At 72.5% G+C, this 13,298-nt stretch carries 8 protein-coding genes; 3 read left to right on the forward strand and 5 right to left on the reverse strand.

Features of this window, described 5'->3' with window-relative positions; genetic code table 11:
- Positions 1 to 93: 93 nt before the first annotated feature.
- The gene (gene gmd, locus IF02_RS0121255; protein WP_030159241.1) at positions 94 to 1,107 is read right to left on the reverse strand and encodes a GDP-mannose 4,6-dehydratase; all 1,014 of its coding nucleotides are present in this window, start codon (positions 1,105 to 1,107) and stop codon (positions 94 to 96) included.
- 206 nt (positions 1,108 to 1,313) lie between these two features.
- Between gmd and IF02_RS0121260 the strand changes: the two genes are divergently transcribed.
- The gene (locus IF02_RS0121260) at positions 1,314 to 2,258 is read left to right on the forward strand and encodes a GDP-L-fucose synthase family protein (RefSeq protein ID WP_030159243.1); all 945 of its coding nucleotides are present in this window, start codon (positions 1,314 to 1,316) and stop codon (positions 2,256 to 2,258) included.
- Between the two features lie 26 nt (positions 2,259 to 2,284).
- Here the strand turns inward: IF02_RS0121260 and IF02_RS0121265 are convergent, their stop codons facing one another.
- Positions 2,285 to 3,772, reverse strand: a complete 1,488-nt coding sequence (locus IF02_RS0121265; protein WP_030159245.1) for a sugar transferase — start codon at positions 3,770 to 3,772, stop codon at positions 2,285 to 2,287.
- A gap of 381 nt (positions 3,773 to 4,153) precedes the next feature.
- Here IF02_RS0121265 and IF02_RS0121270 point away from each other — a divergent pair, with 381 nt between their 5' ends.
- Positions 4,154 to 6,424, forward strand: a complete 2,271-nt coding sequence (locus tag IF02_RS0121270) for a M4 family metallopeptidase (RefSeq protein WP_037836804.1) — start codon at positions 4,154 to 4,156, stop codon at positions 6,422 to 6,424.
- A 283-nt stretch (positions 6,425 to 6,707) separates the two neighbouring features.
- Here the strand turns inward: IF02_RS0121270 and IF02_RS34865 are convergent, their stop codons facing one another.
- On the reverse strand, positions 6,708 to 7,208 hold the full coding sequence (locus IF02_RS34865; RefSeq protein ID WP_051696418.1) for a hypothetical protein: 501 nt from the start codon (positions 7,206 to 7,208) through the stop codon (positions 6,708 to 6,710).
- Between the two features lie 552 nt (positions 7,209 to 7,760).
- Positions 7,761 to 9,335: an MFS transporter gene (locus IF02_RS0121280; protein WP_051696419.1), complete on the reverse strand. Its 1,575-nt coding sequence runs from the start codon at positions 9,333 to 9,335 to the stop codon at positions 7,761 to 7,763.
- Positions 9,336 to 9,488: 153 nt separating this feature from the next.
- On the opposite strand from IF02_RS0121280, the gene IF02_RS0121285 reads away from it, so the two are divergent.
- Positions 9,489 to 10,523: an Lrp/AsnC family transcriptional regulator gene (locus tag IF02_RS0121285; protein WP_234318282.1), complete on the forward strand. Its 1,035-nt coding sequence runs from the start codon at positions 9,489 to 9,491 to the stop codon at positions 10,521 to 10,523.
- Between the two features lies 1 nt (position 10,524).
- On the opposite strand, the gene glgP is transcribed toward IF02_RS0121285, so the two are convergent.
- Entirely contained in the window at positions 10,525 to 13,179 is a 2,655-nt protein-coding gene (glgP, locus tag IF02_RS0121290) for an alpha-glucan family phosphorylase (RefSeq protein ID WP_030159253.1), read from the reverse strand.
- Between the last annotated feature and the right edge of the window lie 119 nt (positions 13,180 to 13,298).

The raw sequence follows: 13,298 nt of genomic DNA on the forward strand, positions 1-13,298 counted from the left end.
CAACGGACATACGACGGGTTTGCCCCGGCCACACCCACCGATACCAGTGGAGATGACCGGGACACGGCAAATCGTAGGGGAAATATAAGGCCTTCAGCGGTCGATGCGGACCGTCGCGCCCGCCAGCTGGTCCTCGACCTGCCTGATGTCGGCATCGACCATGATCTGCGCCAGCTCGGCCACGAGGACCGTCGGCTTCCAGCCAAGCAGTTCGTTGGCCTTGGAGGCGTCGCCGATGAGGGCGTCGACCTCGCTCGGGCGCTCGTACTTCGGGTCGTAGCGCACGTGCTCGGCCCAGTCGAGGCCCGCGTGGGCGAAGGAGGACTCGACGAACTCGCGGACCGTGGCGGCCACGCCCGTGGCGACGACGTAGTCGGTCGGCTCGTCCTGCTGGAGCATCCGCCACATGGCGTCCACGTACTCGGGGGCGTAGCCCCAGTCGCGGACCGCGTCGAGGTTGCCCAGGTAGAGGTGCTCCTGGAGGCCGGCCTTGATCCGGGCCACCGCGCGGGTGATCTTGCGGGTCACGAAGGTCTCGCCGCGGCGCGGGGACTCGTGGTTGAAGAGGATCCCGTTGACGGCGAACATGTCGTACGCCTCGCGGTAGTTCACCGTGGTCCAGTACGCGAACACCTTCGCCGCGCCGTACGGGCTGCGCGGGTGGAACGGGGTCTTCTCGTTCTGCGGGGGCGGGGTGGCCCCGAACATCTCCGAGGACGAGGCCTGGTAGATGCGGGTGTCCACACCGCTGGCCCGGATCGCCTCCAGGAGGCGCAGGGCGCCGAGGCCGGTCACGTCCCCGGTGTAGAGGGGGGCGTCGAAGGAGACCCGCACGTGCGACTGGGCGCCGAGGTTGTAGACCTCGTCGGGCCGGATCTCGCGGAGCAGGTTCACGAGCGCGACGCCGTCGGAGAGGTCGGCGTGGTGCAGGACGAAGGACCGGTTCGCGGTCTGCGGGTCCTGGTAGATGTGGTCGATCCGCTCGGTGTTGAAGCTGGAGGACCGCCGCACCAGGCCGTGCACCGTGTAGCCCTTGGAGAGCAGCAGCTCGGAGAGGTACGAGCCGTCCTGCCCGGTGACGCCGGTTATGAGTGCGGTCTTGCCCATCTGGGGTCCCCCTGGGGATCGTGTCGGTCTGTTCTGGTGAGCGGGGCCCCGCCCCAGCCGCCCCACCCGTACGAGGCTGGATGCGTACCGTACACGGCCCGCACCCGCCCCCTTCGCCCGGATTCCGCTCGCGGCGGCCGGGCGGCCCCGTCCGGCGGCCGGACCTCGTCCGCACCCCGCGGCGGCGGACTGGCATCATCGGCGGTATGACAAGTTCGCTGCCGCTCCTGCCCCCGAACGCCCGCGTCTTCGTCGCGGGCCACCGCGGCCTCGTGGGCTCCGCGGTCGCCCGCCGGCTCACCGCCGACGGCCACGAGGTGCTCACCCGGGGCCGCGCCGACCTCGACCTGCGCGACGCCGCCGCCACGGAGGCGTACCTGAAGGACGTCCGCCCCGACGCCGTCGTGCTGGCGGCGGCCAAGGTCGGCGGGATCATGGCCAACAGCACCTACCCGGTGCAGTTCCTGGAGGACAACCTCAAGATCCAGCTCAGCGTCATCGGCGGCGCGCACGCCGCCGGGGTCGGCCGCCTGCTGTTCCTGGGCTCCTCCTGCATCTACCCGAAGCTGGCCCCGCAGCCCATCAGCGAGGACGCCCTGCTGACGGGCCCGCTGGAGCCGACGAACGAGGCGTACGCCCTGGCGAAGATCGCCGGGATCGTCCAGGTCCAGTCGTACCGCAAGCAGTACGGGGCCTCGTACATCTCGGCGATGCCGACGAACCTCTACGGCCCGGGCGACAACTTCGACCTGGAGACCTCGCACGTGCTGCCCGCCCTGATCCGGCGCTTCCACGAGGCCGCAGCCGAGGGCCGCGAGGAGGTCACGCTGTGGGGCAGCGGCACCCCGCGCCGCGAGTTCCTGCACGTGGACGACCTGGCGGCCGCCTGCGCGGTGCTGCTGGGCAGCTACGACGGGGACGAGCCGGTCAACATCGGCTGCGGCGAGGACCTCACCATCAAGGCCCTCGCCGAGACCGTCGCCGAGGTGACCGGCTTCCGCGGCCGGCTCGCCTGGGACACGTCCAAGCCGGACGGCACGCCGCGCAAGCTCCTCGACGTCACCCGCCTGACCTCGCTGGGCTGGAAGCCGGAGATCGGGCTGCGGGACGGCATCGCCGCCACCTACCGGTGGTGGCGCGAGCAGGGCTGAGCGCACGCGCCGGGCACCTCCTCGTACTAGTACGCTCCGCGGCCGTCGACGACGGCGCGGAGGGTACGGCCCATGACGTCGACGTCGCTGGTGAACGACCAGTTGTCGACGTACTGCAGGTCGAGCTGGATCGTCTCGTCCCAGGAGAGGTCCGAGCGTCCGCTGATCTGCCACAGCCCGGTCATGCCCGGCCGCACGGTGAGCCGGCGCAGTTCGACGTCGTCGTACTGGGCCACCTCCTCCGGCAGCGGCGGGCGCGGGCCGACCAGTGACATGTGCCCGCTGAGCACGTTGAACAGCTGGGGCAGTTCGTCCATGGAGGTGCGGCGCAGCAGCCGGCCCACCCGGGTCACCCGGGGGTCGCGGCGGATCTTGAACATCAGGCCGTCGTTCTCGTTGGCCCCGGACAGCTCGTTCTTCAGCCGGTCCGCGTCCACGACCATGGTGCGGAACTTCCACATGACGAACGGGACCCCGTCGCGCCCGATGCGCCGCTGGCGGTAGAACGCCGGGCCGCGCGAGCCGAGCCGTATGGCCAGGACGATGCCGAGGAAGACCGGCGAGAGCAGCAGCAGCCCGACGGCCGCCCCGGTCCGGTCGAGGACCGACTTGAGCAGGGTCTGCATGCCCCGGCCCACCGGCGGCGCCACCCGCAGGACGGCGAGGCCGCCCGCGGACAGGGTCTCCAGCCGCTTGACGGAGACCTCCACGAGCCCCGGGAAGACGGCGAGTTCCAGCCCCGCGTCGTGCAGCGCCCAGGCGACCTTGCGCAGCCGCTCCCCCGCGATCCGCGCGCCCGGGGCGACCAGGACGAGGTCGGCGTGGTGGCTGCGGACGGCGCCGAGCACGGCGGCGGAGTCCGCGTTCGGGGCCTCGGGCACGCTCTCTTCGAGCCGGGCCGCGACGGGCACCCCGCCTTCGAGCGGGCCGGCTCCGACCGGCACCACGCCGACGACCACGTAGGGGTGGTCGGTGCGCGCGGCCAGGTGTTCGATGACGGCCCCGGCCGCGCCGGGTTCGCCGACCACCAGGACCCGGCTGACGGCGTGCGCCTCGCGGCGGGCCGCCGAGAGGTGGCGGTAGGTCAGCTTGTGGCAGGCGACGGTGACGAGGAGGGCGGGCAGCAGGGCGCCGAGCGCGGACAGCCGCGGGGTGCTCTCGCCGGTCACCACGCGGGCCACGGCCAGGACGCCGATCAGAATCAGCCAGTCATGGAGGACGGGCAGCACTCCGCGGGATTCTCCCAGCGCGCGGGAGGCGTAGCGACGCCGTACCGCCTGCACCCCGGTCCAGGCGAGCGCGGCGCCGAGGGCGCAGTACACCGGCCGGACCTGCTGCGCCGCCTCGAAGACCAGCGCTACGGGTACCGCGGCGCCGAGGAAGTCGGCCGTGAGGGCAGCGGGCAGGTACCAGCGGGCCTTGTCGCCGATCCGCCTCGCCGGGGCGGCCGCGAGCCCCGCGGATGCAGCCGCCGCTCCGGCCAGTCTTTGCGCAGGAAAATGGACATGCCTCATGGGCCCCCCTGGCACGTGGTCTATGACAGTGGCGCGTGCCCGTGGCTTCCCCTGGCTCCGGACAACTGGCGCACCGGGAAACAGTACGACAAACGCCCGTACGACAAATGCCGATTGACCGAACGAGACCTCTTGTTGCGCAAGTGTTAGCAACCGGTACCAACCGTTCCAGATATCGGAGCCCCCTTTCGCACGCGAAGGTGAATGGTTCGGATACCGGATACGTCTCATCGGTCAACGAACCGTTTCCAGCCAACCTTTTGACGCGGCCCTGACATCGACGCCGGCAGCTGGCACTCTTCGATCCGTTCTTCGCACCAGCCTGCTCTGCCCGGAGGCCCACCCAGCCGTCCGGAACCCCCCTTGCAGAAGGAGTCTGCGTTGAGTCACACCCCCCACAGGCGTGCCACCGCGGCCGGCGCTCTCGTCGCCGCCGCCGCACTGCTTGCCGTCGGCATCCAGGCCGGCACCGCCAGCGCCGACGCCACCGCGTCGCAGGCACGCAACGCCGCTCAGCCCAACCCGGGCGCGGCCGCCGTCAATCTCAGCCCGTCCGAGCGTGCGACGCTCATAGCCGACGCCAACTCGACCACCGTCCAGGCTGCCAAGGCCCTCGGCCTCGGCGAGCAGGAGAAGCTGGTCGTACGCGACGTCGTCAAGGACGCCGACGGCACCACGCACACCACGTACGAGCGCACCTACGGCGGACTCCCCGTACTCGGCGGCGACCTGACGGTCCACGCCAAGGGCGGCGTCACCAAGAGCATCACCAAGGCGACCAACCACGAGATCAAGGTCGCGGACACCACCGCGACCGTGACCCCGGCCGGCGCCGAGGGCCAGGCCGTCTCCGCGGCGAACGCGGCGGGCTCCAAGGACGCCAAGGCGTCCAAGGGCGCCCGCAAGGTGATCTGGGCCGCCGAGGGCGCCCCGGTCCTCGCCTACGAGACCGTCGTCGGCGGCCTCCAGGACGACGGCACCCCGAGCGAGCTGCACGTGGTCACCGACGCCAAGACGGGCGCGAAGATCACCGAGTGGCAGGCCATCGAGACCGGCACCGGCAACACCATGTACAGCGGCCAGGTCACGATGGGCACCTCGCAGTCGGGCAGCAACTACACGCTGACCGACGCAGGGCGCGGCAACCACAAGACGTACGACCTCAACGGCGGCAGCTCCGGCACCGGCAGCCTCTTCACCAACACGACCGACGTGTGGGGCAACGGCGCCGCGTCCAACCGCGCGACCGCCGGCGCCGACGCGCACTACGGCGCACAGCTGACGTGGGACTACTACAAGAACGTGCACGGCCGCAACGGCCTGCGCAACGACGGCGTGGCCCCGTACAGCCGGGTCCACTACGGCAACGCGTACGTGAACGCGTTCTGGGACGACTCCTGCTTCTGCATGACGTACGGCGACGGTACGAGCAACACGCACCCGCTGACGTCCATCGACGTGGCCGCCCACGAGATGACCCACGGCCTCACCTCGGTCACCGGCAACATGACCTACAGCGGTGAGCCCGGCGGCCTGAACGAGGCGACCTCCGACATCATGGCGGCGGCCGTCGAGTTCTACGCCAACAACCCGCAGGACGTCGGCGACTACCTGGTCGGCGAGAAGATCGACATCAACGGCGACGGCACCCCGCTGCGCTACATGGACAAGCCGAGCAAGGACGGCGGCTCCAAGGACGCGTGGTACTCGGGCATCGGCGGCATCGACGTCCACTACTCCTCGGGTCCGGCCAACCACGTCTTCTACCTGATGTCCGAGGGCTCCGGCGCCAAGGTCATCAACGGCGTCAGCTACAACTCGCCGACCTCGGACAACCTCCCGGTCACCGCGATCGGCCGCGACGCCGCCGCGAAGATCTGGTTCCGCGCCCTGACGGTGGGCTACTTCAAGTCGAACACCAACTACGCCGCCGCCCGCACGGCGACCCTCCAGGCCGCCGCCGACCTGTACGGCGCGAACTCGGTCACGTACAACAACGTGGCCAACGCCTGGGCCGGCATCAACGTCGGAGCCCGGCCGCCGCAGTCCGGCGTCTCGGTCACCCCGATCGCGAACCAGACCACCCAGATCAACACCGCCGTGAGCCTCCAGGTCCAGGCGACCAGCACCAACCCGGGTGCGCTCAGCTACGCGGCGACCGGTCTCCCGGCCGGCCTGTCGATCAACGCCTCGACCGGTCTGATCTCGGGCACGGCCACCACCGCGGGCACGTCCAACGTGACCGTGACGGTGACCGACTCGGCGAGCAAGACGGGCACGACGTCCTTCACCTGGACCGTCGGCACGTCCCAGCAGAACGTGTTCGAGAACACGAACGACTACGCGATCGCCGACAACGCGACGGTCGAGTCGCCGATCACGGTGACCCGCACCGGCAACGCGCCGAGCACGCTCAAGGTGGACGTCAACATCCTCCACACCTACGTCGGTGACCTGAAGGTCGACCTGGTCGCCCCCGACGGCACCGTCTACAACCTGCGCAACCGCACCGGCGGCAGCGCGGACAACATCATCCAGAGCTTCACGGTGAACGCCTCGTCCGAGGTCGCCCAGGGCACCTGGAAGCTCCGCGTCGCGGACCTCGCCAGCCTGGACACCGGCAAGATCGACAGCTGGAAGCTCACCTTCTGACCCCACCGGGGCAGGTGAAGCCACACGGCTGACCCCATGAAAGCGCGGGGCCGTCCGGGAGAAACCCTCCCGGGCGGCCCTGTTCCATGTGCCCGTACGGTACGGGACCTGCGCCCCGGCTCCCGTACGGGGCCCGCGCGGTCTGGTCCACCGGTGTGCCGCCGAGCCGGAGGCGGCGGACGTGGTGCGGTGGCCGGCGGCGGGGGTCCGGCCCTGAGGGAGGAACCCGCGAGGGCCCGGCACCCCGTGGGTGCCGGGCCCTCGCGCTCATCGGGTCGGGAGGTCAGAGCACGTTGGGGAAGATGGAGTCGAAGAGGTCGTGCCCGCCCTCGTGGTGCCCCTCGTGCCGGCCCTCGTCCTGGCCGTGCTCCTGCTCCTGGCCCGGCTCCTGCTGCTGACCGGGCTCCTGCCCCTGCTCCTGGCCCGGCTCCTGCTGCTGGCCGGGCTCGTGCTGCTGACCCGGCTCCTGAGCCTGCTCCTGGCCCGGCTCCTGCTGCTGGCCCGGCTCCTGAGCCTGGCCCTGGCCCGGCTCCTGCTGCTGACCGGGCTCCTGAGCCTGGCCCTGGCCCGGCTCCTGCTGCTGGCCCGGCTCCTGAGCCTGGTCCTGGCCCGGCTCCTGCTGCTGACCGGGCTCCTGAGCCTGGTCCTGGCCCGGCTCCTGCTGCTGACCGGGCTCCTGAGCCTGGTCCTGGCCCGGCTCCTGCTGCTGGACCGTGGTCCTGCTGCCGGCCCGGCTCGGGGTCGTCCATCGGGGTCCGGTGCGAGCGGAAGTCGTCTTCGTCATCGCGCCAGTCGTCACGACGGTTGTCGCCCCAGTCGTCGCGGCGGTTGCGGACCGGCACGAAACTCACCGAGAGGACCTCGACGTTGTACACCGTGTCGCCCGGCTGCAGCTCGCGCTCCACCCGGCCGCCGCACGCGCGGTTCGGGTAGAGCAGCGCGCGCGACTCCGTGCCGTTGTGCACCGCCGTCGCGGGGCGGTTGCGCGAGGTGTCCGTCAGCTCGTAGCAGGTGTCGTTGTCCGCCGGGCGGATCTGCGCGCGCTCGTCATTGTCGATGATGTACTGCAGCCGGCCGAGGTCGTCGTTGCCGCCGGCGAACGACGGGCCGGCGGTCGGCAGGACGAGTGTGAGGGCGCCGAGGAGCGCCACGGCGGTCGGGCGAAGACGCATGGGGAAGCAGTCCGTTCTGTGGGCACTGAATGCCGGTCCGGTGGCATCCAGCGGGCAGCGTAGGAGCGGCGCCCCTTGCCGGAACGTTTCGGCATGCGCAGCGCGTTCGAAGGTTCACCCTCCCGGATCGGTGGCCTGCGCCCGTACGGTCCCGCCCGCACCCGCTACGCGGACGCGCGTTCGGACGCCGGAGCGCCGGCGGCGGCCGGCCCCGGGAGCGGCGCCGATGCCCGGGCCGGGGCCTGAGCCGAGCCCTGCGCCGGGCCCTGAGCCGACGCCTGCGCCGGAGTCTTCGTACGGACCAGCACCAGCACCACCAGTGCACCCGCCAGCCCCATCAGCCCCGACGTCAGGAAGGTCCCCCGCAGCCCGCTCGCGAAGGCCTCCTCGACCCAGACCCTGGCCGCCGGGCCCGCCGCCAGCAGCTGCCCGGCCCGGCCGGAGGCCAACGCCTCGGCCGTGCCGTGCCCTTGGCCGGAGCCGCTGAGCCCGTCGCGCAACCCGGCCTGGAAGACCGCACCGAGCACCGCGACGCCGAGCGCCATGCCCAGCTGCCGCGCGGTGTTCAGGGCCCCGCCCGCCATGCCCGCCCGGGCCGGGGCCACGGCCCCCATCGCGGCGGCCGCCAGCGCCGGGGTCGCCATGCCCACGCCGAGCCCGGTCACCACCAGCCCCGGGACCAGGGCGGGCCAGCCGTCGCCCGCGTCCGTCATCCAGGCCTGGAGCAGCGCGCCCGCGCCGATCAGCAGCAGCCCGCCGCCGATGGTCAGCCGCGCCGGAGCCCCGTGCAGCAGCCGCCCGGCCACCGCGGAGACGGCGAACGCGGAGATGCTCAGCGGCACCAGCACCAGCCCTGCGGAGACCGGGCCCATCCCCTCCGCGGACTGGAGCCACAGGGAGACGTACATCAGGTACGAGAACGCCGCGCCGGACAGCAGCAGCGCCCCGGCCATGACGCCGACGAAGGAGCGGCTGCGGAACAGCGAGAGGTCCAGCATCGGGCGGGGGCTGCGCAGTTCGACCAGGACGAAGGCGGCGAAGGCGGCCGTGCCCAGGCCGAACAGGCCGAGGGTGGCGGCGCCGGTCCAGCCGTTCTCGCCGACCCGGATCAGCGCGTACGTGACGGCCGCCGCGCCGGTGGTGAACGCGGCCATGCCGGGCAGGTCGAGGCCCTTGGCCCGCGGGTCGCGGGACTCGGCGACCGACCGGTTCGTCACGTACACGGCCAGGGCGCAGACGGGGAGGTTGATGAAGAAGATCCAGCGCCAGCCGAAGTGCTCGGTGAGCAGCCCGCCGATGATCGGGCCGGCCGCGGCGGCGGCGCCGTTGACCGCGCCCCAGACGCCGAAGGCGACCCCGCGGTCGCGGCCCTGGTACGCGCTGCTGAGCAGGGCCATGGTGGTGGCGAACATCGCGGCGCCGCCGATGCCCTGGACCGCGCGGAAGGCGATCAGCGCGGCCGGGCCCCCGGCCAGTCCGCAGGCGAGCGAGGCGGCGGCGAAGATGCCGAGCCCGCCGAGGTAGACGCGGCGGCGGCCGATCCGGTCGGCGAGGGAGCCGGCGCCGAGCAGCAGGGCGGCGAGGGCCAGGGCGTAGACGTCCATGACCCACTGGAGTCCGGCGAAACCGGTGTGCATGTCGGCGGCCATGTCGGGCAGGGCGACCATCACGATCGTGACGTCGACCAGGAGCATGAACGCCCCGAGGCACACCGCGGTGAGCGGGAGCCATTTGCGCATGGGAGAACTCCTCGGGACCCGGCCGGAGGCCCGGCAGGGGGTGGGGTGGGGTTTGGCGGTGGCTCAAAACTCCCATCCGGGCGGCAGATCCCCCACCCAGCCCCCCACGACTGCCGGATTTCACCCATCGGGACCCCTGCCATGATGGAAACCATGACCATGACCATGTCCACGCCCGTACAGCTGGACGACCTCGACCGCGCCCTGATGCAGGCCCTGATGATCGACGGCCGGGCCGCCTTCAGCAGGATCGCCGAGGTGCTGGAGGTCTCCGACCAGACGGTGGTGCGCCGCTACCGCCGGCTGCGGACCTCGGGCCTGCTCCGCGTGATCGGGCTGCCGCTGGGCAACCGGGTCGGGCTCTTCGAATCCTGGCTGCGGGTGCAGTGCGCGCCGGACGCCGCGCTCGCGGTGGCCGAGGCGCTGGCCCGGCGGCCGGACATCTCCTGGGTGAAGCTCGGCTCCGGCGGCACCGAGATCAACTGCCTGACCAAGGCCCGGACCCGGCAGGACCGCGACGGCCTGCTGCTGGACAAGCTCCCGCGCACCCGCCGGGTGACCGGGGTCAGCGCCCACACCATCCTGCGGGTGTACATCGGCGGCCCGACGGGGTGGTGCGGCCTGGACGTACTGCGGCCCGAGCAGATCGCGGCGCTGGGGCGGGCCCCGGCCAGGCCGCCCGTGGTGCACGGGCAGGAGCGGGAGCGGTACGCCCTGGACGAGGCCGAGCACGCGCTGCTCGCGGTGCTGGCCCACGACGGCCGGGCCGGCTATCCGGAGCTGGCCCGGGCCTCCGGCCTGTCGGAGTCCACCGCGCGCCGGCGGCTGGACCGGCTGCGGGAGCTGCGGGCGCTCTACTTCGACCTGGAGCTCGTCCCCTCGACCCTGGGCTTCGACGCGGAGGCGACGCTGTTGCTGACCGCGGCGCCGGCGCGGCTGGCGGAGGCGGGCGCCGCGCTGGCCGGCCATCCGGAGGTGCCGTTCGCGGCCGCGGTGACGGGCACGGCCAACCTGATGGCCGCGGTGGTGTGCCGGGACACCGACGAGCTGTACACCTACATGACCGAGCGGATCGGCGCGGTGCCCGGCATCCAGCACGTGGAGGTGATCCCGACCCTGCGCAACATCAAGCGGGCCGGGATGCTGGTGGAGGGCGGGCGGCTGGTCGATCCGCCGCCCGCCCCCTGACCTAGCGCAGGAGTACGCCGCCCCCCGCGCCCGCGTCACCGGCCGATTCGGTGTCCACCGGGGCCGCGACCAGCCCCAGTTCGGCCGGTGTCGCCAGCATCGGGTGCGCCGGCAGGATCCGTACGGTGTACCCGTAGGGCCCCGTACGGTCGAGGGCCAGCGGGCCCTCGTACATCCAGCGCCCCTCCAGGTCGGGCCCGGCGGTCGGCTTGAGCGGGAAGGGCCGCCCGTCGCGGATCACGTCCTGCGGATCCACCCGCCCGGCGACGGCCTGCACCTCCACGTCCTCGGGCGTGAGCGCGTCCAGCGCCACCCGCACGCGCAGGGTCAGGGTGGCCCCGAGCTCGGCGGTGCCGTTCACCGGAGCCGCGGCCAGCGCCTCCACGTGCTCGACGACGACCCGCGGCCAGGCCGCCCGGACCCGGCCCTTCCACCAGGCCAGGTCCCGTGCCGCGTCCACGTTCAGGGCCCGGTGGGCGCGCGCGGCCGGCGCGTACAGGCGCTCCACGTACTCCCGCACCATGCGGCCCGCGAGCACCTTGGGCCCCAGCGAGACGAGGGTGCGCCGGACCATCTCGATCCACCGCACCGGCAGTCCGCTGCGGCCGGCCCGGTCGTAGAACCGCGGCGCGACCCGGTCCTCGATCAACTCGTAGAGGGCGCCCGCCTCCAGGTCGTCGCGCCGGTCCTCGTCCGTCCCGAGCCCGTCGGCCGTCGGGATGGCCCAGCCGAAGTCCGGTTCGAACCATTCGTCCCACCAGCCGTCCAGTACGGACAGGTTGAGGCAGCCGTTGAGCGCCGCCTTCATCCCGCTGGTGCCGCAGGCCTCCAGCGGCCGCAGCGGGTTGTTCAGCCAGACGTCGCAGCCCGGGTAGAGCTTCTGCGCCATGGCCATGCCGTAGTCGGGCAGGAAGACGATCCGGTGCCGCACCCGCGGATCGTCGGAGAACCGCACCAGCTCCTGAACGAGCCGCTTGCCCCCGTCGTCGGCCGGGTGCGCCTTGCCCGCCACGACGATCTGCACGGGCCGGTCCGGGTCGAGCAGCAGCGCGCGCAGCCGCTCGGGGTCGCGCAGCATCAGCGTGAGCCGCTTGTACGAGGGCACGCGCCGGGCGAACCCGATGGTGAGCACGTCCGGGTCGAGTACGGAGTCCACCCAGCCGAGTTCGGCCTCCGCGGCCCCGCGCTGGAGCCACGAGGCCCGCAGCCGGTCGCGCACCTCCTGCACCAGCTGCTCGCGCAGTACGCGCCGCAGGTCCCAGATGTCCTGGTCGGCGATGTCGGCGACCGCGTCCCAGCGCTGGGAGCCGCCCACCGACAGGGCGTCCTCGGTCCGCCCGGCACCGATCTGGCGGACGCCGAGGCGGACCACCTCGGGGGCCACCCAGGTCGGGGCGTGCACACCGTTGGTCACGGAGGTGATCGGCACGTCGGCCGGGTCGAAGCCCGGCCACAGCCCGGCGAACATGCCGCGGCTGACCGCCCCGTGCAGGGTGGAGACCCCGTTGGCCCGCTGGGCCAGGCGCAGCCCCATCACCGCCATGTTGAAGACCCCGGGGTCGCCGCCGGGATAGGACTCGGCGCCCAGTTCCAGGATCCGGTCGACCGGCAGGGCGGCCAGCTCCGCGCCGGGCCCGAAGTGCCGGGCGACCAGGGCCCGCTCGAAGCGGTCGATGCCGGCGGGCACCGGCGTGTGCGTGGTGAACACGGTCCCGGCGCGCACCGCCTCGACGGCGGCCTCGAAGCCGAGCCCCTGCTCCCCTTCCAGTTCCCTTATGCGTTCGAGCCCGAGGAAGCCGGCGTGTCCCTCGTTCGTGTGGAACACCTCGGGGTCGGGATGCCCGGTGATCCCGCAGTACGTGCGCACCGCGCGCACGCCTCCGATGCCGAGCAGCATCTCCTGGAGGAGGCGGTGGTCGCTGCCGCCGCCGTAGAGCCGGTCGGTCACCTCGCGGGCGCCGGAGTCGTTGTCCTCGACGTCGGAGTCGAGGAGCAGCAGCGGTACGCGGCCGACGCGGGCCTGCCAGATGTGAGCGTGCAGGGCCCGGCCGCCGGGCAGGCTCAGGGTCACCCGGGCCGGGGCCCCCTCGCCGTCGCGCAGCAGGGAGACGGGGAGCTCGTTGGGGTCGAGGACGGGGTAGTGCTCCTGCTGCCAGCCGTCGCGGGAGAGGGACTGGCGGAAGTAGCCGTGGCGGTACAGCAGTCCCACTCCGATGAGGGGGACGCCGAGGTCGCTGGCGGCCTTGAGGTGGTCCCCGGCGAGGATCCCGAGCCCGCCGGAGTACTGCGGCAGGGCGGCGGTGATCCCGAACTCGGGGGAGAAGTAGGCGATCCCGGCGGGCAGCTCGGCATGGTCCTCGTGGCTCTGGTACCACCTCCCGCCGTGGACGTAGTCGTCGAGGTCGGCGGCGACGACGGCGAGCCGCCGCAGGAACCGCCGGTCGCCGGCCAGTTCCGCGAGCCGGGGTGCGGAGACCGCGCCGAGCAGCCGGACGGGATCGCCGCCGGCGGCCTGCCAGCCCTCGGGGTCGACGGATTGGAAGAGTTCACGGGTCTCGGCATGCCAGGACCAGCGCAGATTACGCGCGAGATCGGCAAGCGGAAGCAATGGTTCCGGGAGGACGGGGCGCACGGTGAATCGACGGATAGCCTTCACACGTTCTACCTTCGCAGGCGATTGCGGATCGAAGCGGCCGCACCACGCTGTGCGTCCGCGCATCACCCCGGGAAGGCTAGCTTCACCTCGCCCCGCCCTGCCACGGTGCCTCGGCCGCC

The organism is Streptomyces sp. NRRL S-244 (assembly GCF_000717915.1).
Taxonomy (GTDB): domain Bacteria; phylum Actinomycetota; class Actinomycetes; order Streptomycetales; family Streptomycetaceae; genus Streptomyces.